A 23,234-nucleotide genomic window follows, 5' to 3' on the forward strand; every position below is an offset into this window, starting at 1 on the left:
AACGGTGCCCCGGGGCCGGGCACGCCACGTCGGGTCAGAGGCCGAGCTTGTCGGCCGTGTAGAAGCCGGAGTCGACGAGCGACGTCTGGACGGTGTCCGCGGTGACGACCTGCGGGTCGAGGAGGAACGACGGCACGACCTTGACGCCGTTGTCGTAGGTCTCGGTGTCGTTGACCTCGACCTCTTCGCCCTCGACGATCTGCCCGACCATCTTGGCGACCTGGTCGCCGAGCGTACGGGTGTCCTTCCAGACCGTCATGGCCTGCTTGCCCGCGAGCATGTTCTTGACGTTGGCCTCGTCGGCGTCCTGGCCCGTGACGAGCGGCCAGCCCGCGCCGACCGCGTAGCCGCTGCCCTCGAGCGCCTGCTCGATGCCGAGCGCGAGCGAGTCGTTGGGCGACAGGACGACGTTGACCTTCTTGTCCGTGTAGAACGAGTTGAGGCGGTTCTCCATCTCGGACTGGGCCTTGGCGGACTCCCAGCCCTGGATGCCGATCGTGGTCCAGTCGTCGACCGTGGCGGGCGCCTTGCCCGAGGGCACGACGAGCTGGCCCGACTCGACGTAGGGGGTCAGGACGTCCCAGGCACCCTTGAAGAAGAAGCGGGCGTTGTTGTCGTCGGGCGACCCGGCGAAGGGCTCGAGGTTGAACGGACCGGCGTTGCTCTCGAGGCCGAGCGTCTCGACGATGAACTCGCCCTGGAGCGTGCCGACCTTCTCGTTGTCGAACGTCGCGTAGTAGTCGACGTGCTCGGAGTCGTTGATGAGGCGGTCGTACGCGATGACCGGGATCTCCTCCTTGGCCGCGGCGTCGAGGACCGGGCCGAGGGCCGTGCCGTCGATCGAGGCGATCACCAGGACGTCGGCGCCCTGGTTGATCATGTTCTGGAGCTGGGTGATCTGCTGGTCGACCTTGTTGTCCGCGTACTGCAGCGTGGTCTCGTAGCCCGAGCCGGCGAGGAGCTCCTCGAGGTGGGCCCCGTCGTTGTTCCAGCGCTCGAGGCTCCGGGTCGGCATCGCGATGCCGATCAGGGGCGTGTCGCCGCCTCCGGTCTCGTCGCCACCGGACTCCCCACCCGAACGCTCGGAGCTGCAGGCCGTGAGGGCACCGAACAGCAGAGTCACTCCGGCAGCGGCCGCGACCGCCTTGCGCATAGACGTCATCGTCATTCCCTTTCGTCTTCGAACCAGGGGCGGGCCTCGGCTGTGAGACCCGGGATGCCTCCGAGCCGCGGAACGGGTCCGCGTCGCCTCGGTCGGCACTGCAGCGAAACTAGCCAGCCTTGAGTTAGAGCGTCAAGCGCAGTAACCAGTTCGTGACCTAATTGTGTTCGAGACTCAAACACAGAGTGGGAGCGATGCCACGCCGCCGGCGGTCAGGAACCGCCGTGTCGCACCGATTCTCCGGCCTTCACCAGCGTGTACTCTGCTGCCTGTGAACAACGACCGGTCCACGCCCGGCTCGCAGACCTCACTCCGAGAAGCGAACCGAACACGCATCGTGGATGCGGTGAAACGCTACGGCGGCCTCACCCAGGTCGAGCTCGCCGAGGCCACGGGGCTGTCCACCGCGACGGTCTCCACCATCGTCAAGGAGCTGACCCAGGCAGGGGTCGTCGACACCCGACCCACCTCCCGCTCGGGTCGCCGGGCGCTCAAGGTGACCCTCGCACGTCAGCTCGGCCTCGTCGCCGGCATCCAGTTCGGCCACCGCCACCTCAAGGTCGCGCTGGGCGACTTCGGGCGCACGATCGTCGCCGAGCAGCAGATGCCGCTGCCCGTGGACCACCGCGTCGACACGGGCCTCGACCGTGCCGCGCTGCTCGTCATGGACCTCCTGGAACGTGTCGGCGCCTCGACCGACGAGCTCCTGACGGTCGGCATGGCCCTCCCCGCCCCCGTCGACATCTCGACGGGGATGATCTCGGTGCGCGGCGTCATGCGCGGGTGGGACGACCTGCACGTCGGCCAGGTCATGTCCAAGCGCCTGGCACGCCCCGTCGTCGTCGACAACGACGCCAACCTCGCAGCTCTCGCCGAGGCCGAGCTCGGCGCCGCACGCGCCTACCGCGACTCGGTGTTCGTGCGGGTCTCGTACGGGACCGGGGCCGGCGTCGTCGTCGGCGGGAACGTCCATCGCGGCTACGCGGGCACGGCGGGCGAGATCGGGCACATCCAGGTGGACCCCGCGGGCCCCATCTGCCGCTGCGGCAACCGGGGCTGCCTCGACACGGTCGTGGGCTCGAACGCCCTGCTCGACCTGCTGCGCACGAGCCACGGCGACCTCACGCTGCGCGACGTCATCGCCCGCGCGCTCGACGGTGACCCGGGGTGCCGGCGCGTGGTCGCGGACGCGGGAGACCGCATCGGCATCGCGGTCGCGACGCTCGCGAGCGCCATGAACCCCCAGGTCGTCGTCGTGGGGGGCGAGCTCGCCGAGACCGGGGAGATCCTCGCCGGTCCGCTGCGCGACGCGCTCCGGCGCCACCTCGTCCCCAACACGATCGCGCCGGTCGAGGTCGTGCTCTCCGAGCTCGGCGCCCGCGCCGAGGTCATGGGCGCGCTCGCGCTCGCCCTGCAGTCGACCGACGTCGCGAGCGACGTACGCCTCGCGCCGGGAGCGCCGGGCCCCCTGGGGGTCGTCGCCGCCGGGGACCAGGGCCCCGCCTCGCAGGGGGACCGCCCATGACCACGACCGCAGCAACGCCTCGCCACGACGACGTGGCGGGCACGACGGCGTCCTCGGACGCCCGAGCACGAACAGGTGACACGACGTGAGCAGCCCCACCCTCCCCGCCCTGTCGTTGCACGGCATCGACAAGTCCTTCGGCGCCGTCCGCGCCCTCGAGGGGATCGACCTCGAGGTGCACCGCGGCGAGGTCGTCGCCCTCGTCGGCGACAACGCCGCCGGCAAGTCGACTCTCGCCAAGGTCATCGCGGGCGTCCTGACCCCGGACGCGGGCATCATCGAGTCCGACGGCGTCCCCGTCACCATCCCGAACCCGGCGGCCGCGCACGCGCTCGGCATCGCGACGGTCTTCCAGGACCTCGCGCTGTGCGACAACCTCGACGTCGTGTCCAACCTCTACCTGGGGCGCGAGCTGCGGCACGGACCGCGCCTCGACGAGGCCGCGATGGAGGAGAACGCGCGCCGGATCCTGCGCGACCTCACGTCCCGCATCCCCTCGGTGCGCACGCTCGTCTCCGACCTGTCGGGCGGGCAGCGCCAGAGCGTCGCGATCGCCCGCACGCTCCTGGGCGCCCCGCGCATCGTGGTGCTCGACGAGCCCACGGCCTCGCTGTCCGTGTCGCAGACCGCCGAGGTCCTCACGCACATCGAGCGCCTGCGCGACCTGGGCCACGCCGTGGTCCTCATCAGCCACAACATGACCGACGTGCGCGCGGTCGCGGACCGGATCGAGGTGCTGCGCCACGGGCGCAACAACGGCTCGTTCTCCGGTCCCGGCACGAGCTACGAGGAGATCATCGCGGCGATCACGGGAGCGGTCGCCGCCCCGCGCCGGGTGGCGCGCCTGGCCTGACGGCCCGTGCACGAGCCGTCGGGCACGTCCGCGAGCGCCGTACGGGCCCGAGCGCCGCACGTCCGCGAGCACCGCGCGTGACGTCCGCGTGAACGCGGCGTCAGCCCGTGCGACCTCGCGTTACCACCGGGTTGCCGACGTGTGGAGATGTGGGCGCACATCGGACGGAGCGCGCATACCGGGCACCGTACGGCTTCCCCGCGGACTTCACCCGCTCTAGATTCGGAGCACGACACCGCAGGAGGTCCCGCTCCACCGGACCACCGGTCGTCGTGACAGGCACGCAGGGGTGTCACTGCCCGTCCCGACGTCATCGCCGCCGCCGCTCCCGAGCCGTCGTGCGCGCACCGTGCCGCCCGTCGACCCGATCTGTCTCGTCGTCGCACGTCGTCCGGCGGAGGTACGCATGGGTAGCAGCAGACTGGCCGCGGTCCGGGTCCTGGCCGTGGTCGCGGTGGCCTTCGGCCTCGTCTACATCGGGTGGCGGTGGACGGGCACGGTGGCGTGGGACGCGTGGTGGGTCGCGGTCCCCCTGGTCCTGGCCGAGACGTACAGCCTGGGCGAGACCGTGCTGTACGCCCTGACCATGTGGAACGCGAGACGGCGCGCGCCCGCTCCCCCGGCGCCCGAGGGCCCGAGCGTCGACGTGTTCGTCACGACGTACGACGAGCCCGTGGACCTGGTGCTGCGCACCGCGATCGCGGCGCGCGACATGACCTACCCGCACGCGACGTGGATCCTCGACGACGGCAACCGGACGGAGCTCGAGGTCGCGGCGTCCCGGGTGGGCGTCGGGTACGTCACGCGCGGTCCCGAGTGGGAGGGGCGACCGCGGTTCGCCAAGGCGGGCAACGTCAACAACGCGCTGTTCCGCACGAGCGGTGACCTCGTGGCGATCCTCGACGCCGACCAGGTGCCCGAGCCGCGGTTCCTCGACCGGGTCCTGGGGTACTTCGAGGACGAGGAGGTCGCGTTCGTCCAGACGCCGCAGCACTTCTGGAACGTGCCGCCGAACGACCCGCTGGGCACGCAGGCCGAGCTGTTCTACGGCCCGATCCAGCAGGGCAAGGACGGGTGGGGGGCCGCGTTCTTCTGCGGTTCGAACGCGGTGCTGCGCCGGGAGGCGCTCATGGCGCTGGGGCTGACCCGGTTCTCCCGGGACGCGCGCGGGTCGATGCGCGCCGCGCTGCGGGCGGGTCGGTCGCGGCTCCAGGACCTCCTGAGCCAGCTCGCGGTGCGCGAGCCCGCTGCCATGCCGGTGGCCGAGCAGGCGCTGGCCGCGGTGCGCCGGGCCGAGGGCCAGTTCCGGCGGGGCGACGTGCTCGCCGAGATCACCGCGGAGCTCCGGTCGGCCTTCGCGTCGGCCCTCGCCCCGGCACGCACCTCGCGGACCCCGGGGGCGCCGGCCGGGAGCGACCCGGGCCGGTCGACGTCGGCACCGGTCCCCCGGCCCCTGCCCGAGGACGTCGCGGGCGACCTGCTGCGCGAGCTCGACGGGGTCCTCGAGCTGGTCGACGTGGCCCGCACGGACCAGGCGCTGACGATCAACCCGCTCGACACGACCACCATCACCGAGGACATGGCGACCGCGATGCACCTGCACGCGATGGGGTGGACGAGCGTCTACCACCACGAGGTGCTGGTCCGGGGGCTGGCTCCCGAGGACGTCGGGACGGCGCTGTCGCAGCGGCTGCGCTGGGCGACGGGCTCCATGCAGGTGTTCTTCCGGGACAACCCGCTGCTGGTCCGGGGGCTCTCGCTGGCCCAGCGGCTCATGTACCTGGGCACCATGACGAGCTACCTGAGCGGGTTCACGGCGCTGGTGTACCTGGCCGCGCCGGTGCTCTTCCTGACGGCGGGCGTCTTCCCGCTGCACGCCGACCCCACCCTGTTCTTCCTGCACTTCCTCCCGTTCTTCGTCGCGTGCCAGCTCCTGTTCCAGGTCTCGGGCCGGGGCAGCCGGGGGTTGTGGCGCGGGCAGCAGATGTCCTTCGCGCTGTTCCCCACGTGGATCGCGGCGACGCTGTCCGGGGCGTCCGCGGTGTTCCTCGGTCGGCACGTCGCCTTCTCGGTCACGTCGAAGACCAAGCAGGCGACGGGCACGGGCTTCCGGCACGTGCTGCCGCAGGTCGTCGTGACCGTGGTCCTGCTCGTGGCCTCGGCGGTCGGGGTGGCCCGCATGGTCGCGGGCGAGGCCTCGGCGCCGGCGACGTTCCTGACCCTGGGCTGGGTCGCGGTCGACCTGGCCCTCCTGTCCGCCGCGCTGCGTGCAGCGCGGTACACGGGTCCCGGTGCCGTCGTGGACCCGGTTCCCCCGTCCGTCGCGCTCCTCGCTGCCCAGGCCGTGGGCGACGCGCTCGACCGTCCTGACGGCGTCGCCGTCGGTGCTGCGGCGGGCGACGACCGCGCGGCTCTCCTCGACCCGACGCCTCTCTCGCTCGACCTCACCGTCCGCAACGTCCCCAGGAGCTCCCCATGGCCTCGTTCGTCAGCGCACCCGACCTCACCCTGACCCACCCCGTCACGAACGTCGATCTCCCGTCCGGCGGGCGGCTCGACGCCGCCGCGGTCCTGTCCCTGCGCGCACCGGTCGCCTCGGCCGTGGCCGACGGCCCGGTCCTCGTCCTGCTCGACGTCTCGGGGGTCGACGGCGTGTCGCCGTCGGGCGTCGCGGGCCTCCTGGACCTGCTGCGCGTGGCCCGCTCACGCGGGGGCGACCTGCGCCTCCACGGCGCCTCGGCGGCTCTGCAGCACGCCTTCACGATGCTGGGCCTCGACGCGGTGGCGCGTATCTACGGCGGCCACGACGAGGCGCGCGGTCTCCTCGCGCCCCGGGCCTCCTGATGACGTTCTACCTGCCCGGCTCCGGCGGGCGGCGCCGGCGCCCCGGCGTCGTGACCCCCGTCGTGGTCATGCTGCTGGGCGTCGGGGCGGTCGGTGCGGGGTTCGCGGTGGCCGGGCCGAGCGCCTCGCCGGACGCGTCCGTGGCGGAGGCCTGCACGGCGGACGCGGCCGGGGTCGTGCCCGACGACGGCACGCTGCTGGGCGTCAACCTCGACTGGGCGGCCGAGACCCTCGAGGAGCACCGGACGAACCTGGGGCACGCCCCGGCGGTCGCGGTGCAGTTCTCCGACGTCCCCTACGACCGGGCGACCTGGGAGCACACGGTCAGCGCGGTCACCCAGATGAAGGCCAACGGGGGTGTGCTGCTCCTGACCCTCGAGCCGCACGCGGGGCTCGCGGCCATGAGCGACGACGTGATCGCGACGCTCGCCGAGGACCTGCGGGACGTCAACGAGCAGGGCGTCGCGGTCGTGCTGCGGTTCGCGCACGAGATGAACGGGTCGTGGTACGCGTGGGGCCAGCAGCCGACGGCGTACGTCGAGACGTTCCGTCGGGTCGCGGCCGCGGTCCACGCCGAGGCGCCGGGCACGGCCATGATGTGGGCGCCCAACTACGGCGGCGGGTACCCGTTCACGGGCGGGCAGTTCGCGGCGCTCGCCGGGTCGGTCGACTACGCGGCGCTCGACACCGACGGCGACGGGTCGGTCACCATGTCGGACGACAGCTATCTCCCGTACTTTCCCGGGGACGACGCCGTGGACTGGGTCGGGGTCTCGCTGTACCACTGGGGCAACCAGCGCCCGTGGGGCAACAACGAGGTCCCCGAGGACGGCAAGTTCCTCGCGATGCTCACGGGCACGTACGTGGGCACGGCCGGGGACGACGCGGCGGTGCCGGACTTCTACACGGTGTACGGCGTCGAGCACGACCACCCGGTGGCCGTCCCGGAGACCGCCGCGATCTACACGCCCTCGCGAGGCGGTGCCGCCGAGCTCGACATCAAGCGGGCCTGGTGGCGCCAGGTGTTCTCGTCCGAGACCCACGAACGGTTCCCGCAGCTCAAGATGGTCAACTGGTTCGAGTGGGACAAGTACGAGATCGAGATCGACGACGGCGTCGACTGGCGGGCCGCGGGGGCGCCGGACGTGCGGGACGCGTTCGTCGCCGACCTCCCGTCGTGGCTGCGCTACGCCGAGGACGTCTCGACCTGCGAGGAGTGACGTGCGAGCGACCCTGCACCCAGCCTCGCCCCGGGCACCGCACCGCGCCCTCCTGCTCGTCGCCGCGGTCGTCGTCGCGGGCCTGTGCGCCCTGGTGGCGACCGCCGTCCGGCCGTCGGGCTCGGACCCCGTGTCGGCGGCGCCCGTCATGGGGCCACCGCCGGGGCCCCTGACCTGGTCCGACGAGTTCGACGGTGCGGCCGGCGTCCCGCCGGACCCCGCCCGCTGGCGCCTCGAGACGGGCGGCAGCGGGTGGGGCAACGGCGAGCTGCAGTACTACACCGACAGCCCGAGCAACGCCTCGACCGACGGCGAGGGCCACCTCGTCATCACGGCCCGCCGGGAGAACCCCGCCGACTACCGGTGCCACTACGGACGCTGCGAGTACACGTCTGCCCGGCTCATCACGGCGGACCGCTTCGCCCAGCAGCACGGCCGCTTCGAGGCGCGCCTCAGGATCCCGGGCGGGCAGGGGACGTGGCCCGCGTTCTGGATGCTGGGGCAGGACATCTTCGGGTCCGAGCCGTGGCCCGCGAGCGGCGAGATCGACGTCATGGAGAACGTGGGCAAGGAACCGGGCACGGTGTGGGGCAGCCTGCACGGTCCCGGGTACTCGGGCGCGGACGCGATCCACGCGTCGACCACCCTCCCCGACGGCGAGCGGTTCGCGGACGGCTTCCACACCTTCACGGTCGACTGGGCGCCGGGAGCGATCACCTGGTACGTCGACGGCGTCGAGTACTCACGCCGGACCCCCGACGACACGGGCGGCGATCCCTGGGTGTTCGACGACCCGTTCTTCCTGCTCCTCAACCTCGCCGTCGGCGGTGACTGGCCCGGCCCGCCCGACGAGAGCACCCCGCTGCCCGCGCGCATGGTCGTCGACCACGTCCGGGCGTACGCGTGGGAGGCGGGCGGGACGCCCTGAGCCTCGTGGCACCCGCGCGACGCCTGCCCACGGGGGCGCGCTGCGCCGTCGGGCCGTGGGGACGCAGCGAGGCGCGCCCCCCGAGGGGGACGCGCCTCGCACGCGTGGGGTCTCAGTCCTGCCCGACGGCGTCGCTCGCGTTGCGTGCCTCGGCCTCGCCCAGGATGCGGCGCAGGTAGGTGTACGTGAGGTCGCCCGCGGCCTTGTCGTACTGCTCCTCGTAGCCGTGACGCGTGTACAGCTCGAGGTTCTGCTTGGAGTCCTTGCCCGTGAAGACCCAGATCTCCGTGGTCTCCTCCGGCAGGTGCGGGAGCACCGCGAACAGCATCTGCGTGCCGATCCCGCGCCCCTGCAGGTCCGGGGCCACCGCGAGCCGGCCGAGCGTGGCCTTGCCGCCCTCGAGCTCGACGCGCACCGACCCGACCAGGCGCGGACCCTGCCACGCCCCCAGCGTGATGACGCCCTTGGTCGCCAGGTCGGCCTTGAGCTCGGCGAGCGTCTGCGTCAGCGGCGGGATGTTGGGGTCCCCGTAGAGCTGCGCCTCGGTGACGAACGCTGCCCGGCGGAGCGTGAGGAGCTCGCCCGCGTGCTCCTCCGTGACGAGGTCCATGGTCATCGGCGTGTCGGTCATGGTCCCATCGTGTCAGAAACGGGCGGTGCCGACGTGCACGTCCGTGGGTGGAACCGTGGCCGTCTCACGGGGCCGTCCCCGGCCCCGCCCCCTGGACGGGTCCGGGACCAGGCGCGGGCCCGGGCTACCCTGGGACCGTGTCCAGCACCCCTTCGTCGAACGCCGCCGCCACGGGCGCGCCCGTGGCGTCCAGCCCCACCCACTGGGTCCTCACGCTGTCCTGCCCGGACCGTCCGGGGATCGTCCACGCCGTCACCGGGACGCTCGCCGAGCACGGCGGCAACATCACCGAGTCGCAGCAGTTCGGCGACCCGCTGTCAGGGCTGTTCTTCATGCGGGTCCAGGTCGAGTCGGCCGCGTCTCGCGAGGAGCTCGAGGCCGCCCTGGCCCCCGTCGTGGAGGCGTTCGGCATGACGTGGAACCTCGACGTCGTCGGGCGGCGCGTGCGGACGCTCGTCATGGTGTCCAAGGCCGCGCACTGCCTCGTGGACCTGCTGTACCGCGAGCGCTCGCAGGGTATGCCGATCGAGGTCGTGGGCGTCGTGGGCAACCACCGCGACCTCGAGGACATCGCCGCGTTCTACGGCAAGCCCTTCCACCACGTGCCGGTCACGCGCGACACCAAGGCCGCCGCGGAGGACCGCCTGCGCGAGCTCGTGGCCGAGCTCGACGTCGAGCTCGTCGTGCTCGCGCGCTACATGCAGATCCTGTCGGACGAGCTGTGCCGTGAGCTCTCCGGCCAGGTCATCAACATCCACCACTCGTTCCTGCCGAGCTTCAAGGGCGCCCGCCCCTACGCCCAGGCGCACGACCGCGGCGTCAAGCTCATCGGCGCCACCTCGCACTACGTCACGGGCGACCTCGACGAGGGGCCGATCATCGAGCAGGACGTCGAGCGCGTCGACCACTCGCGGGCGGTCGAGGACCTCGTGGCCCTGGGTGAGGACGTCGAGCGCCGGACGCTCGCGCGGGCCGTTCGCTGGCACGCCGAGCACCGCGTGCTGCTCGACGGGCACCGCACGATCGTCTTCCGCTGACCCCGCCCCCGCCGACGCGCGTCGAGAGTGCAGCCCGTGCTGTCCTGAGCCTGGTTCGACGACCTGGGCTGCACGCTCGGTGCAGCCGCCGCGCGAGCCGGCGTGCCGCTGCCGCGCTCGGCGCCTAGCGACCCCGCCCTGCGGCCCGCACCGCGGCCGCGAGCCGGGCCACCGCCTCCTCGACGCGCGCGTCCGCGAGGTTGCCGTACCCGACGACGAGCCGGTCGTGCCCGTCCTCCCGCGTCGGCGCGGCCGTCGCCCGGTAGCGTTCGATCGCCGCGACGTTCACCTCGCGCAGCGCCGCCTCCCGCACCACGTCCGCGGCGACGACGCCGGGCGGCAGCGTGACCACGGCGTGCATGCCCGCGGCGATCCCCGTGACGCCCGCCCCCGGCAGCGCGGACCCGAGCGCGGCCACGAGCGCCTCGCGGCGGTGGCGGAACCGCCCGCGCGCGGCGCGCAGGTGCCGCTCGTACGCGCCCGAGACCAGGAACCGGGTGAGCGCGAGCTGGTCGATCGTCGACGGCCCGGCGCCGCCCCGGTCGACGACCTGGTCCCGCCACCCCGGCGGCAGCACCGCCCACCCGAGCCCGAACGCGGGGGACATCGTCTTGCTGAGCGACCCCAGCAGCACGACCCTGTCGGGCGCGAGCCCCTGCATCGCGGCCACGGGGCGGCGGTCGTAACGGAACTCGGCGTCGTAGTCGTCCTCGACGACCACGCCGTCGACGTCACGCGCCCAGCGCACGAGGGCCTCCCGGCGCCCCGGCGGCAGGGCGGCACCTGTGGGGAACTGGTGGGCGGGCGTCACGAGCACGGCGCGCGCCCCCGTTCGGCGCGACGCCGCGAGGAGCGCGTCGAGGTCGATCCCGTCCTCGTCGACCGGCACGGGCACGGGCGTGAGCCCGGCGGCCGCGGACGTCTCGCGCAGGCGCGACCAGCTCGGGTCCTCGACGAGGAGCGCCCGGTGCCCGGCCCGGTGCAGCGCGCCGGCGATCCGCCGCATCGCGTCGTCGGCGCCGTGGGTCACGACGACGTCGCCCGCGCCCGCACGCACGTGCCGGGCCCGGGCGAGGTAGGCCGCGAGCGCCACCCGCGTCGCGGGATGGCCGGCTCGGTCGGGGGCGGCGAGGTCGGCATCGGGAGCCTCGGCGAGGGCCTCGCGCAGCGCACGGACCCAGGCGGTGCGCGGCACGTGCCGCAGGTCGGGCACTCCGGGCCCCAGGTCGTACGGCGCCCGGGCACCGCTCCCCCGGCCCGACGGCGTCGCGCAGGTCCCCGCACCCGTCACCGGGGCTTCGGTCCGCTCGCCCGGGCCGACGGTGGCACCGGCGAGGGGGCGCGGTCCGTCACCCTCCCGCGGGGTGTGACCGGTCCGCACGTCGACCCGGGCCGTGGGCGCCACCCGGGTCCCGGACCCCGTCCGGGACTCGAGGAACCCCTCGGCGACGAGCTGGCCGTAGGCCTCGGTCACGACCCAGCGCGAGGTCCCCAGGGTCTCGGCGAGCACGCGGCTCGGCGGCAGGGCGGCGCCGGGCGGGACTCTTCCCGCGTGGACGGCCGCCCGCACCGCGTCCCCGAGCCGGGCATGGAGCGGCCCCGGCCCCTCGCCCAGGTCGAGGATCGTCTCCCAGGCGAGCGCCGTCGTCGGGCCGGGGCGGTCCGGGACGGACCAACGAGGCGGACGGGGCGCGCTCGTCCCGCGGCGGGGCGAATTGGTCCGGTCGACTGCCATGTCAATGGACCGTACACCCAGGCCGCTCGCCTTCTAGCGTGGAGGACGTCAACCAGTCGCACTCTTCGCAGGAGACCACCATGCGCTACCGCACCCTCGGCGACGGCCGGACGTCGTTCGACGTCAGCACGCTGTGCCTCGGCACCATGAACATGGGCACCCTGACGGACGAGGAGACCTCGTTCGCGATCCTCGACCGCTACGTCGAGGCCGGAGGGACGTTCCTCGACACGGCCAACAACTACAGCTACTGGGCAGGCGGGCAGGGGCGCGACAGCGAGGACCTGATCAGCCGCTGGCTCACGAGCCGCGGGGCGCGGGGCCAGGTCCGCATCGCGACCAAGCTCGGCGCGGCCAAGAAGGATCCCGCGCTGCCGCTGTCCAACACTCCCCCGACCAACTTCCAGGGCCTGGCGGCCGAGACCGTCGCGCGGGAGGCGTACGAGAGCCTGCGCCACCTGGGCGTCGACCGGCTCGACGTCCTCTACGGGCACGTCGACGACCTGGACACCCCGCTCGCGGAGACCGTCGGCGCGTTCGGCAAGCTCCAGGCAGAGGGCGTCGTCGGCATCTCGGGGATCTCGAACGTCGCGGCGTGGCGCGTGGTCGAGGCCCGCGAGGAGGCCCTGCGCCAAGGGGTCGCGCCGTACGGACTGGTCCAGGAGCAGCTCAGCTACCTCTACCCGACCCCCGACCCCGACCGGCACAACTGGGCCTCGCCCGAGCTGCTCGACTACGCACGCTCGACGGGGAGCGACGAGCGCCCGCCGCTCGCGGTCACGGCCTACTCGCCGCTCCTGCAGGGGGCCATGGTGCGCGACGACAAGGAGCTGTGGGAGGGCTACGGGCACCCGACGTCGCTCGAGCGTCGGCGTGTGCTGCACGACGTCGCGCGGCAGGTCGGCGCGACGCCGAACCAGGTCGCGCTCGCGTGGCTGCTCGGCGGTCCGGTGCCGGTGATCCCCGTGATCGGGCCCAGCACGGTCGCACAGCTCGACGAGCTGCTCGGCGCCGCGGACCTCGACCTCGACGCGGAGGTGCGGGCGCGGCTCGACGCGGTCTGACGAGGGTGCCGAACCCGAGGTCGGTCGGGTTCGGCACCCTCGGGTCACATCATGAGCAGTCGCGCGCGTCGTACGACACGTCGTAGACCGTGCGAGCCTCCTTGCCGTCGATCGTCGCCGTGCCCGTGACCCCGGCCGTCGCGGCGGGGACCGCGACCTGGCGCGTCGCGAACGTCTGCTGGGCGGACTTGCCCGGCAGGACGCCCGTGAAGGTCTTGGTGCCGAACGGCGACTCGACCGTCACGGTCGCGGGCACCTTCCCGGCGTTGACGGCGCTGACCGTGACCGAGACCCGGCCCGCGAGGCACTGGGTGCGCGCCGTGGCCGTGAGCTCGACCTTCGAGGCCTTGGGCTCGACGAGCACCGCGACCGACCGCGCCGGGACCGTCACCGTGCCGGTCGCGGCATCCCACGTGGTCGCCCTGACCACGTCGTCGTGACCGTCGGCCTGGACGGGCGAGAGCGCGTACTGGCGGCCCGCCAGCCCCGCGACCGTCTGCGTGACCGGCTCGGGCGAGGCGTTGAAGACGACGAGCGCGCCGTCGAGCTTCTTGTCCACGTCCTTACCGATCGTGTCGTCGATGCTCATGACGATCACGCCCGGCGTCTGACCGGTCCCCGCGTCGGGGAACGTGACCTTCTGGTTGATCAGGTCCGCGCTGCCCAGGCGGAACAGGTCCGTCGAGGAGCGCAGCCTCAGCAGGTCCGTCGCGTTGTCCGAGGCCGCCGCGATGTCCTGGGCGGTCGGCTTGAGCGCCGGGTTCGCGAGGAGCGGCGCCATGAGAGGCCACTTGTCCTCGTTGTCCGCGGCAAGCGGCAGCCCCTTGCCGAACCCGTTGTCCGTGCCGGTCCAGTCGATCGCGTTGAACCAGTCACCCGAGTCGTAGCTGTTGCGGTCGAGCGACTTGGAGCGCAGCAGGTCGGTGCCCGCGTGCCACAGCGACGGCGTCTGGGACAGGGCCGTCGTGGCGAGCGAGACGTTGTTCATGCGCACCCGGTCGGCCATCGACGTGTCCGCCGGCAGCTTGAGGGTCAGCAGGTCGAACAGCGTCTCGTTGTCGTGCGCGTCGACGTAGCTGATGATCTCCTCGGGAGAGTCCGCGTACCCCGCGGGCGCACCCCGGTAGTCGATCTCGTCGCCCCGCTTGGCCTCGCCCGTCGACGTCGTGAACGTGAAGCTGCGCAGGTTGCCCGCGAGCCCCAGACGGACCAGGTCCGTCTCGTGGCCCAGCGCCGCGACCTCGTCGGCCGACCCGTCGTTCACGGTCCCCGGCTCCCCCGCCCGGGCGGGCTGCCCGTTCGGGTCGGTCGCGAGCCCCGTGCCGAAGCCCTGCGTGAACGTCGAGGCCCCGTCGACGGGAGACCCGCCGTGGACCGCGTCGCGCAGGCGGTCGGAGAACGTGCCGATGCCCGTGCCGCCGAGCTGGCCCTGCGTGGCCTGCTCGAACAGCGCGTTGTCGGCGACCTCCCCGAAGTTCCACCCCTCGCCGTACAGGTAGACGGCCTTGCCGTCCACACCGTCCTTCTTCAGCGTGAGCTCGTCGAGCGCCGCACGGACGTCGAGCATGTTCTGCTTCGTGTGGTGCCCCATGAGGTCGAAGCGGAAGCCGTCGACCTTGTAGTCGCGGGCCCACGTGACGACCGAGTCGACCATGAGCTTGCCGGTCATGGCGTGCTCGGTCGCGAGGTTCTGGCAGCAGGTGCTGGTCTCGACCGCACCGGTCGTCGTGTTCTGACGGTGGTAGTAGCCGGGCACGACCTTGTCCAGGACGCTCTTGGGGTCCTGGCCGCTGGCCGCCGTGTGGTTGAACACCTGGTCGAGCACGACCTGCAGACCGGTCTGGTGCAGCGACCCGACCATGGTGCGGAACTCCGCGACGCGCGCGGACCCCTCGGCGTCGACGGCGTACGACCCCTCGGGCGTCGAGAAGTGCAGCGGGTCGTAGCCCCAGTTGAAGCCGTCCGTGCCCTGGATCGCGGACACGGCCGCCTGCTGCTCGGTACCGTCGGGCGCGAAGCCGCTCAGGTCGGGGGTGACCGACTGCTCTGCCCGGTCCTCTTCGATCGTCGCGATGTCGAACGTCGGCAGCAGGTGCACCGTCGTCAGGCCCGCGTCGGCGAGCTCCGCGAGGTGCTTCATGCCGGCCGACTTCTTCTCCCCGAACGCGAGGTACGTGCCGCGCTTGGCGGCCGGCACCGTGGTGTCCGCGATCGAGAAGTCCCGCACGTGCAGCTCGTAGATCGTCTGGTCGACGGCCCGCTCGACGACGGGGGCCTCGGTCTCCTTCCACACCTTGGGCTGCGTGCCCTTCGCGTCGAGGTCGACGACGACCGAGTGCGTCGAGTTGAGCGTGAGGCCGAGCGAGTACGGGTCGGTCACGACGTTCGTCTCGACCTTGCCCGTGGACGGCACGAAGACCTCGACCTCGTAGAGGTACCTGGCCCCGACCCAGCCGAACTTCTTGTCGGCCTCCTTGCCGTCGACCGTCCACGTACCGTCGGACTGACGCTCGGCAGGGTACCGGTGTGCGTCCTCGGTCTTCAGGCCGGCCGCGTCGCCCTTCGCGGGCCACGCGAGGAGCGTGACCTTCTTGGCCGTGGGAGCCCACAGCGCGAACGAGGCCCACTTGCCGTTCTTGTGGATGCTCGTACCGAGCGTGCGGTCCGCCGCGCCCTCCGCGAACAGGTCGTCCAGGACGCCGGGGACCTGGACACCGGTGGCCGCGGTGAGCGGCGCGTCGGCCTCGGGGCCGCCGCGCTGGACGACGAGGAGCTGGCCCGTGAGCGCGGCGGTCGCCGCGTCCACCGAGACCGGCTTGCCGTCGGCACCGGTGACCCGCAGAGCCACCGCGTCGGCGAGGGCCGGGAAGGCGGACGTGACGTCGTCGGGCAGGCCGGCCGGGTCGTAGGTCAGCCCCAGGGTCGACGCCCCCTCCGGGATGACCACCGCACCGTCGGCGACGCTCAGGCCGCCCGTCGGAGCGGTGTGCAGCGTCCAGCCCTGCGTCGCCGGGTCGGCGCCCGCGAGCAGCTCGCGCGGCCAGGCGACCAGGTCCTTCGTGACCCAGTGCGCGGCCTGCTGACCGGTCCCGGGCAGCGGCGGGTCCGCGACCTCGATCGTGAGGACGTGCGTCGCCAGGACGTAGGAGAACGTGACCGACTTGCCGTCGGACGCGCTGAACGAGTAGTTCTGCCCGTCCTTGACGCCGCCGACCCCGTAGTTCTCGGCCCAGCTCATGCCGTGCGTGACCTTGCCCTCGTACGCGCCCGTGGCGAGCGCCGACGTCGTGAACGTGTAGACGCCGTCACCGTCCGGGTCGCGCAACCACGAACCGAGGCAGTCCGGGGACCACGCGGCCGCGCAGCCGAGCTGGTCCTGGAACGAGCCCGCGACCGTGACGATCGGGCCCTGCGCCGTGCTCGAGAAGTCGTGCGAGACGGGGTCCCAGTAGAACGTCACCGGACCGCCCGCGGTCGTGTACGTCGCGTTGGAGCCGTCCTTCGCGCCGCCCACGCCGTAGTTGAGGTCCCACGAGCCGTTGATCGCGACCTTGTACTCGTAGGTCCCTGCCGCGATGTCGAACGTGCCGGCGTAGACGCCGTCGGCACGCTTGGTGAGCTTCGCGGCCTCGCAGCCGGGGGCCCAGTCGCCCGCGCACCCCATCTCGGAGTTGTGGCTGCCGGGGACGGTCACGAGGTCGATGTCCGTCGGGGGCTCGACCTCCTCGTCGCCGCTGACCGAGTTCCCCACGCTGGCGAACGTCGAGGCCGCGGCGCGGTCGCCGTCGGCGTCGACCGTCACGGCGCGGTACTCGACGAGCGTGCCCTTGGCCAGACCGCTCACGTCGTGGAAGACGCGCGGCGAGGTGTCCTCGGCCGTGCCGAGCCCCTGCCACTCGTCCGACCCGACGACGCGCCACGCGAAGCTGGTCTCGGACCACGCGGCGTCGTCGACGTCCGCGGCGACCGGGGCGACCCCGGTGAGGCCCGCCCCCGCGGCCGGTACGGCCACCGAGACGTCCCCCGTGGACTCGACGCCCACGGTACGGTCGGCCTTCAGGACGACCGAGCCCAGGGCCGGGACCGTGAGCGAGACCGTGCCGTCGGCACCGGCCGTGACCGCGTCTGCGTCACCGTGGAGCGGCGTGTACGTCGCGCCGGGCGTGAGCGTGGTGAAGTCGACCGTCTTGGCCGCGGTCGAGTTGTTGAGCCCCACGAGGTGCTCGACCTTCTCGGTGCGGTCCACGCGCGAGAACGCGTAGACGCCCGCGCCCGAGTCGGTGTAGCGCTCGATCTGGGCGCCCGTCGCGAGGGCCGGGTTCTCGGAGCGCAGCGCGGAGAGCTCGGCGATGTGGGTGTAGAGCGGCGACGTGGTGTCGTAGCGGTCCTGGCTGCCGGCGGTCTCGCCCGTGATCAGCTTCTGGTCCGCGTACTCGGCGACCTGGGTCGCGAACAGCGACTGCCGCGCGTTCTTGTCCTTGCCGTCGCCCGCACCCGCGAAGCCCTGCTCGTCGCCGTAGTAGACGACCGGCTGGCCGCGCGTGAGGTACATGAGGTCGTGCGCGAGCTCGTCACGACGCTGCGCGTCGCCCGTGGTCTGCAGCAGGTACCCGATGCGGCCCATGTCGTGGTTGCCGAGGAACGTGGGCAGCGCCGACGCCGACGAGTCGGGCGTCGTGTACATGTCGTCGCTCGCGAAGAGCTGGGACAGGCCCTTGGCGCTGTTGCCGCTCGCGAAGCTCGCGGCCGAGGACTGGAACGCGAAGTCGAGAACCGAGTTCATGTCCGTCCTGCGCACGTAGGGCGAGAGCTTGGCGGCGTCGGCGTCGTAGATCTCGCCGAACATGAAGAAGTCGTCCTTGCCCTTCGAGTGGGCGTAGTCGAGGACCTCGGTGGTCCAGGTCTCCCAGAACTCGAAGTTGACGTGCTTGACCGTGTCGATGCGGAAGCCGTCGATGCCGAGGTCGACCCAGCCCTGGTAGACGTCGACGAACCCGTCGACGACACGCGGGTTCTCGGTCATGAGGTCGTCCAGGCCGTCGAAGTCGCCGTAGGTCACGGACTCACCGGACCACGTCGAGTTGCCACGGTTGTGGTAGAGCGTCGTGTCGTTGAGCCACGCGGGGACCTTGGCGTCCTTCGCGTCCTCGGCCACCACGGGCGTGTAGGGGAACGACGTCGCGGCGTCCGTCGCGGGGAACGTGTCCTTGCCCGCGTGGTCGGCCGGGTCGAACGCGTTGCCGTCGGCGTCCTTGTACGGCGCGGTCGCCTGGTCGACGTACGAGTACTGCTTCTGCTCGTTGTCGATCAGGTCGGCAGTGTGGTTGGTGATGATGTCGAAGTAGACCTTGATGCCCTTGGCGTGCGCCTCGTCGATCAGGGCCTCGAGCTCGGCGTTCGTCCCCAGGTGCGGGTCGATCTGCGTGAAGTCCGTGACCCAGTAGCCGTGGTAGCCCGCCGAGGCGTTCTCGCCCTCGCCCTGCACGGGGTTGTTCTTGAACGACGGCGTCAGCCAGATCGCGGTGGTCCCGAGCCCGTCGATGTAGTCGAGCTGGTCGCGCAGGCCCTGGATGTCACCACCCTGGTAGAAGCCCTTGTTCGTGGGGTCGTACCCCGAGTGCAGCGCGCCGCCCGCGATGCCTGCCTCGTTGTTGGTCGGGTCGCCGTCCGCGAAGCGGTCGGTCATGACGAAGTAGAACTGCTCGTCCGAGCCCGGCTGGCGCACGGGAGCGGTCACGATCCCCGCGTCGGTCGCCTCGTCGTAGGCTCCCCCGAGCGCGACGGGCGCGAGCGAGACGCGCTTGGCGACGTCGTCGAACGTGAAGCGCAGGGTCGTGGGACCCCCGACGACGAGCGGGATGTTGTCCGCGCCGCCGTTCAGACCGTAGGCCTCGTCCCACGAGTCGTTCACGGCGACCTTGTACTCGTAGGTGCCGGCGGGCACCGTGAGGTCGGCCGCGTAGAGGCCGTCCGTGCCGGTCGGCGCGAGCTCGGTCGCGGCGCAGGCAGGGTCCCAGTCCGCCGCGCAACCGGCCTCGTCCTGCAGGCTGCCGACGAGCGCGAACGTCCGTGCGTCGTCCGCGGCCCGGACGGTCGCGGGGCCGGGCGCCGCGTTCGCGACGGCCGTGAATCCGGTCAGCCCGGTCAGCGCGACCGATATCGCTGCCAGGGAGGCTGTGGTGCGACGCGGTCTGGACGACCGCCGCGGGGCAGGTGATGGCATGAGGACTCCCTTGTCACCGGGGAGTCGGACGTGCGAACGCACCGCCGGGTGACCGAGCCTCCGCGCTCCACGTGGTCTCCCGAGCCGGGCGCTCCCCGCCGCCGGCTGACCCAGACTGTAGCGCTTGCTGAAAGTTGCAGCAAGAGTTTTGGCGCCCGGAGACGACGAACCCGAGGTTGGTCAGGCAACACACGTGAGTTGCCTGACCAACCTCGGGTTCGACACAGCGCAGCGGCGCGGCCGCTCAGCCCGCGAGGTGCCCCCAGCGCTGAGCCAGGTCGACCCACGGGCCGACCTCGGCGATCGCCCCCTCGTGCAGCACCACGACCCTGTCCGCCCGGGCGAGCGCCGCACGCTTCGAGGTCGAGCCGATCACCGTGGTCCCCCGCTCGCGCAACGACGACCACAGCTCGATCTCCGTCGCGGCGTCGAGAGCGCTCGACACGTCGTCCGCCAGGAGCAGCTCCGCGTCGGTCGCGAGCGCCCGAGCGAGCGCGAGCCGCTGCACCTGGCCGCCCGAGAGCCGGACACCACGGTGGCCCACGAGCGCCTCGTGGCCCCCGGCCTCGACCACGTCGCGTTCCATGCGCGCAGCCGCGACCGGCCCCCGGACCTCGCGCTCGTGCCCCAGCCGCACGTTGTCGGCGAAGGTCCCCGAGAGCACCCGCGGGACCTGTGCGACGTGCGCGACCTGGCCCGGACGCAGGAAGGTCTGGGCGTCCTCGACGTCCGTCCCGTTCCACCGGATGTGACCCGTGTGCTCCATCAGCCCCGCGAGCGCCGCGAGCAGGCTCGACTTGCCCGCCCCCACCTGCCCGAGGAGCAGCACGAGCTCGCCGCGCTCGACCGTCAGGTCGACCCCCTGGACACCGATCGTGCCGTCGTCGTGCAACGCGCTCACGCCCGCGAGCTCCAGGAGCTCGAGCTCCTGGCGCTGCCCCGGGGCAGGCGTGGGCGCCTCGCCCGTGAGCAGGTCGACGCCCGGAGGAAGGTCCATGAGGTCGGTCCCGGCCGCGAGCCGGCTCGTCGCCCGCTGCCACGAGCGGGTCCCCGGCGCCTCGGTCACGACGGCCCCGGCGACCACGCCGAACCAGCCGAACCCGTTCACGGCGTTCGCGACCAGGAGCGCGGTCGCGAGGTCCCACGTGCCCGTCAGCAGACCTGCCCAGGCCGCGACGACGCCGAGCTGGATCATGACGAGCGGCACGCCGTCGAGCGCGGCCTGCACGCGGTGCTCGAAGATCGCCGCGCGCACGCGGCCCGCGTCGACCGTGTGCAGGTGCGCGTGCACCTGCGGCGTCCGGGCAGCGAGCTTGACCGAGCGCGCCGAGTCGAGGGCCGAGACGAGCGCGCGCCCGAACCGGGCCCGGGCCGCCGACGACCTCGTCGCCGACCGGCCGGCGATGGGTCGGCCGAGCGCCGACGCGGCGGCCGACACGACCATGACCGCGAGGAGCACGGCCCCGGCCAGCCACGACCTGCTGAGCAGGGCCGTGACACCCGCGATGGCGAGCCCGTTGACCAGGTCCACCCAGCGGTCGGCGTACCGCACGAAGCGGTCGGCGTCCATGGCGCGTGCCACGACCTCGCCCGGCGGCGTGGACGTGAGCCGGTGCTGGCGCGTCTGGCCCGCCATGACCGCCATGCGCACGCGCAGCAGGACCTCGACCCACCAGCGCGGGTAGACGTACAGGGCGCGCGCGAGGCACAGCGGCGCGACCACGAGGAGCACCGCGAAGGGCACGAGCAGCCCCGCGGGGAAGCCCTCGTCGAGCCCCTGGACGGCGTGCCCCCAGAGGAAGCCGGTGACCGCGCCCTGGGCCGAGACCAGGCTCGTCACGAGGAACAGCACGGCCCCCGCGACGCCCCACGCCGGACGCACGAACAGCGCGTGCAGGACGCCGCGCGCGAGGCTCGGTCCGTCCCCGGGGTCGGCGAGGGCGGGCGGGGCGCCGAGCCGCCGGCGCCCGCCGACGGCCTCGTCCGCGGGGTCCGGGGCCACCGCAGGGCGCGTCCCGTCGGCCGCGACCGCCGTCACGAGGACCGAGGCGGTCCCGTCGCTCACCGCGCCGGCCTCGGCGACGGAGCCGGCCGCGCCGAGACGCGCCTCGCCGGCGGCGCGGTCCACCGGTGCGGAGGGTGCGCGGCCTCCCTGCGCGACGCTCGCCTCGAGCAGGTCGCGGTAGGGCCCGGCGACGCGGGCGAGCGCAGCCCGGTCGCCTTGCTGGACGACGCGCCCCCGGTCGAGCACCGCGAGCAGACCGGCCCGTTCGATCGTCGTGAGCCGGTGCGCGACGAGCACTCCCGTGCGCCCCGCGAGCAGCCGGTCGGAGGCCGCCACGACCCGGGCCTCGGTCAGCGGGTCCATGCGTGCCGTGGCCTCGTCGAGGACGACGACCTGCACGTCGCGCACCAGCAGGCGCGCGAACGCGACGAGCTGCTCCTCCCCCGCCGAGAGCGACGTCCCGCCGGGGCCGAGCACCGTGTCGAGCCCGTCCGGCAGGGCGGCCACCCACTCGTCGAGGCGCAGCTCGCGCACCGCGTCCTCGATCGCGGCCCGGGGCACGTCGGCGAAGAGCGCGACGTTCTCCGCGAGCGTGCCCGCGAGGATCTCGGTCCGCTGGGTCACGACCCCGACGGCAGCACGCAGCGCCTGCAGGTCGAGGTCACGGACGTCCACCCCGCCGACGAGCACCGTGCCGCGCGGCGGCTCGACCGCCCGTGACAACAGCGACGCGAGGGTCGACTTGCCCGAGCCCGTGCGCCCGACGAGCGCGACGGTCGCCCCCGCGGGCACGTGGAGGCTCACGCCGTCCAGGGCGAACGTGCCCTCGGCGTAGGCGAAGTGGACGTCCCGGAGCTCGATGCCGACCGGCCCGGCGGGAACCTCCCGCCCGCCCACGGGCTCGGGGGCGACCGAGAGCATCTGCCGGATGCGCGTGAGCGCCCCGATGCCCTCCTGGATGTCCGGGAGGTGGTGGACCAGGTTGTCCGTCTGTCCGACGAACATCGACGTGACCAGGAAGAGGGTGACCAGGCGGTCGATGCCCAGCTGGCCGTCAGCCGCGAGGGCGGCTCCTGCGACGGCGACGCCCGCGAGCAGCGACGCGAGCACGAGCCCGGCCCGCCGGAGCATGTGCGACTCGACCGACAGCACGGCCTCAAAGCGCCGGTGGACCTGCGCCGACCTCTCGGCGAGGCGCCGCACCGCGAACGACTGGCCCAGGCTCGTGCGCAGGTCGTCGCGTGCGGCCACGGCCTCCTCGAACGAGGCCGCGTGGTCCGTCCAGGCCGCTTCCTCGACGACCTTGCGGCGCGCGATCTCCCCGAGCATGGGGCGCACGATCACGGCGGCGACCGCACCGAGCACGGGGAAGAGGATCCACGCGGGCCACCACGTGAGCCCGGCCACGACCCACATGGGGACCACGCCGACGAGCGTGCGACCTGCGCCCCAGGCCTGGCGCCGCACGAGCGTGCCGACCGCGTGGGTGTCGTCGTCGACCCGGTCGAGCACCTCGCCCACGGCCTGCTCGGTGAGCGTGGCGAGCGGCTGGTGCAGGGCCGCGGAGAGCAGGTCGCCGCGCAGGCGGCCCTCCGCACGGTCGACGACGCCCGCCCAGATCACCTGCCCGACCGTGTCGAGCAGCGCCGCGCCCACCACGCACGCGGCGAGGAGCTGGAGCGTCGCGGTCGTCGGGTCCTGCGCGAGCCACCCCGCGACGACGGTGCCGAACGCGGCACCGACCGCTCCCACGCTGAGCGCGAGCAGCGCGACGACCGCCTGCGGGCCGCGCAGCCGTCGCCAGTCCAGGCGGCGGGACGGGTCCGAGGGGGTCGCGGGCGGGGAGGCGGGGGCAGGGTCTGGGCCGGTCGGGGTGCCGGTGGGTGCGTCGCTCATGGCCCGCCGATCGTACGGCGAGGGTCCGACGCGCACGCAGGTATTTTCCGCCGCCCGAGCACCCCGAGCACCCCGAGCCCGGTGCCGAACCCGAGGTTGGTCAGGCAACCA

General features: G+C 73.0%; 13 protein-coding genes. 8 read left to right on the forward strand and 5 right to left on the reverse strand.

Features of this window, described 5'->3' with window-relative positions; genetic code table 11:
- Window positions 1–34: 34 nt before the first annotated feature.
- Window positions 35–1,162, reverse strand: coding sequence for a multiple monosaccharide ABC transporter substrate-binding protein (gene chvE / locus NHG27_RS16695; RefSeq protein ID WP_497017054.1), 1,128 nt, complete (start codon window positions 1,160–1,162; stop codon window positions 35–37).
- A gap of 271 nt (window positions 1,163–1,433) precedes the next feature.
- Between chvE and NHG27_RS16700 the strand changes: the two genes are divergently transcribed.
- The 6 genes from NHG27_RS16700 (at window position 1,434) to NHG27_RS16725 (ending at window position 8,532) form a co-directional block, all read left to right on the forward strand.
- Window positions 1,434–2,687: an ROK family transcriptional regulator gene (locus NHG27_RS16700; protein ID WP_497017041.1), complete on the forward strand. Its 1,254-nt coding sequence runs from the start codon at window positions 1,434–1,436 to the stop codon at window positions 2,685–2,687.
- An 85-nt stretch (window positions 2,688–2,772) separates the two neighbouring features.
- Window positions 2,773–3,540, forward strand: coding sequence for an ATP-binding cassette domain-containing protein (locus NHG27_RS16705; protein WP_193718765.1), 768 nt, complete (start codon window positions 2,773–2,775; stop codon window positions 3,538–3,540).
- Window positions 3,541–3,946: 406 nt separating this feature from the next.
- Complete coding sequence (locus tag NHG27_RS16710) at window positions 3,947–6,052, forward strand: glycosyltransferase family 2 protein (protein ID WP_497017042.1); 2,106 nt, start codon at window positions 3,947–3,949, stop codon at window positions 6,050–6,052.
- Window positions 6,016–6,384 carry an STAS domain-containing protein gene (locus tag NHG27_RS16715; protein WP_497017043.1) on the forward strand — a complete coding sequence of 123 codons (369 nt, stop codon included), beginning with the start codon at window positions 6,016–6,018 and terminating at the stop codon, window positions 6,382–6,384. Before NHG27_RS16710 ends, NHG27_RS16715 begins: the two co-directional genes overlap by 37 nt.
- Window positions 6,384–7,604, forward strand: coding sequence for a glycoside hydrolase family 26 protein (locus tag NHG27_RS16720; RefSeq protein WP_497017044.1), 1,221 nt, complete (start codon window positions 6,384–6,386; stop codon window positions 7,602–7,604). The genes NHG27_RS16715 and NHG27_RS16720 overlap by 1 nt, the downstream gene beginning before the upstream one ends.
- A gap of 1 nt (window position 7,605) precedes the next feature.
- Window positions 7,606–8,532, forward strand: a complete 927-nt coding sequence (locus NHG27_RS16725) for a glycoside hydrolase family 16 protein (RefSeq protein ID WP_497017045.1) — start codon at window positions 7,606–7,608, stop codon at window positions 8,530–8,532.
- A 112-nt stretch (window positions 8,533–8,644) separates the two neighbouring features.
- Here NHG27_RS16725 and NHG27_RS16730 read toward each other — a convergent pair whose 3' ends face one another.
- Window positions 8,645–9,163 (reverse strand): GNAT family N-acetyltransferase, encoded by a 519-nt coding sequence (locus NHG27_RS16730; protein WP_193718762.1) that lies wholly within the window; start codon window positions 9,161–9,163, stop codon window positions 8,645–8,647.
- A 137-nt stretch (window positions 9,164–9,300) separates the two neighbouring features.
- Here NHG27_RS16730 and purU point away from each other — a divergent pair, with 137 nt between their 5' ends.
- Complete coding sequence (purU, locus tag NHG27_RS16735; protein ID WP_497017046.1) at window positions 9,301–10,200, forward strand: formyltetrahydrofolate deformylase; 900 nt, start codon at window positions 9,301–9,303, stop codon at window positions 10,198–10,200.
- Between the two features lie 124 nt (window positions 10,201–10,324).
- Here purU and pdxR read toward each other — a convergent pair whose 3' ends face one another.
- Window positions 10,325–11,935, reverse strand: coding sequence for a MocR-like pyridoxine biosynthesis transcription factor PdxR (pdxR, locus tag NHG27_RS16740; protein ID WP_497017047.1), 1,611 nt, complete (start codon window positions 11,933–11,935; stop codon window positions 10,325–10,327).
- Between the two features lie 80 nt (window positions 11,936–12,015).
- Here pdxR and NHG27_RS16745 point away from each other — a divergent pair, with 80 nt between their 5' ends.
- A complete protein-coding gene (locus NHG27_RS16745) occupies window positions 12,016–12,999 on the forward strand; it encodes an aldo/keto reductase (RefSeq protein WP_497017048.1) in 984 nt (327 codons plus the stop codon).
- 49 nt (window positions 13,000–13,048) lie between these two features.
- On the opposite strand, the gene pulA is transcribed toward NHG27_RS16745, so the two are convergent.
- Together pulA and NHG27_RS16755 are read right to left on the reverse strand one after the other, a co-directional pair.
- Window positions 13,049–19,222 (reverse strand): pullulanase-type alpha-1,6-glucosidase, encoded by a 6,174-nt coding sequence (pulA, locus tag NHG27_RS16750; RefSeq protein WP_497017049.1) that lies wholly within the window; start codon window positions 19,220–19,222, stop codon window positions 13,049–13,051.
- Window positions 19,223–19,466: 244 nt separating this feature from the next.
- Window positions 19,467–23,123 carry an ATP-binding cassette domain-containing protein gene (locus NHG27_RS16755; protein WP_497017050.1) on the reverse strand — a complete coding sequence of 1,219 codons (3,657 nt, stop codon included), beginning with the start codon at window positions 23,121–23,123 and terminating at the stop codon, window positions 19,467–19,469.
- Window positions 23,124–23,234: the final 111 nt, after the last annotated feature.

This window comes from Oerskovia sp. 140933 (assembly GCF_059651515.1).

Bases quoted from the DNA above. Each gene is read 5' to 3' on its own strand.
- chvE (WP_497017054.1), bottom strand. From the start codon at position 1,162: ATGACGTCTATGCGCAAGGCGGTCGCGGCCGCTGCCGGAGTGACTCTG.
- NHG27_RS16710 (WP_497017042.1), top strand. From the start codon at position 3,947: ATGGGTAGCAGCAGACTGGCCGCGGTCCGGGTCCTGGCCGTGGTCGCG.
- NHG27_RS16715 (WP_497017043.1), top strand. From the start codon at position 6,016: ATGGCCTCGTTCGTCAGCGCACCCGACCTCACCCTGACCCACCCCGTC.
- NHG27_RS16720 (WP_497017044.1), top strand. From the start codon at position 6,384: ATGACGTTCTACCTGCCCGGCTCCGGCGGGCGGCGCCGGCGCCCCGGC.
- NHG27_RS16730 (WP_193718762.1), bottom strand. From the start codon at position 9,163: ATGACCGACACGCCGATGACCATGGACCTCGTCACGGAGGAGCACGCG.
- pdxR (WP_497017047.1), bottom strand. From the start codon at position 11,935: ATGGCAGTCGACCGGACCAATTCGCCCCGCCGCGGGACGAGCGCGCCC.
- NHG27_RS16745 (WP_497017048.1), top strand. From the start codon at position 12,016: ATGCGCTACCGCACCCTCGGCGACGGCCGGACGTCGTTCGACGTCAGC.
- pulA (WP_497017049.1), bottom strand. From the start codon at position 19,222: ATGCCATCACCTGCCCCGCGGCGGTCGTCCAGACCGCGTCGCACCACA.
- NHG27_RS16755 (WP_497017050.1), bottom strand. From the start codon at position 23,123: ATGAGCGACGCACCCACCGGCACCCCGACCGGCCCAGACCCTGCCCCC.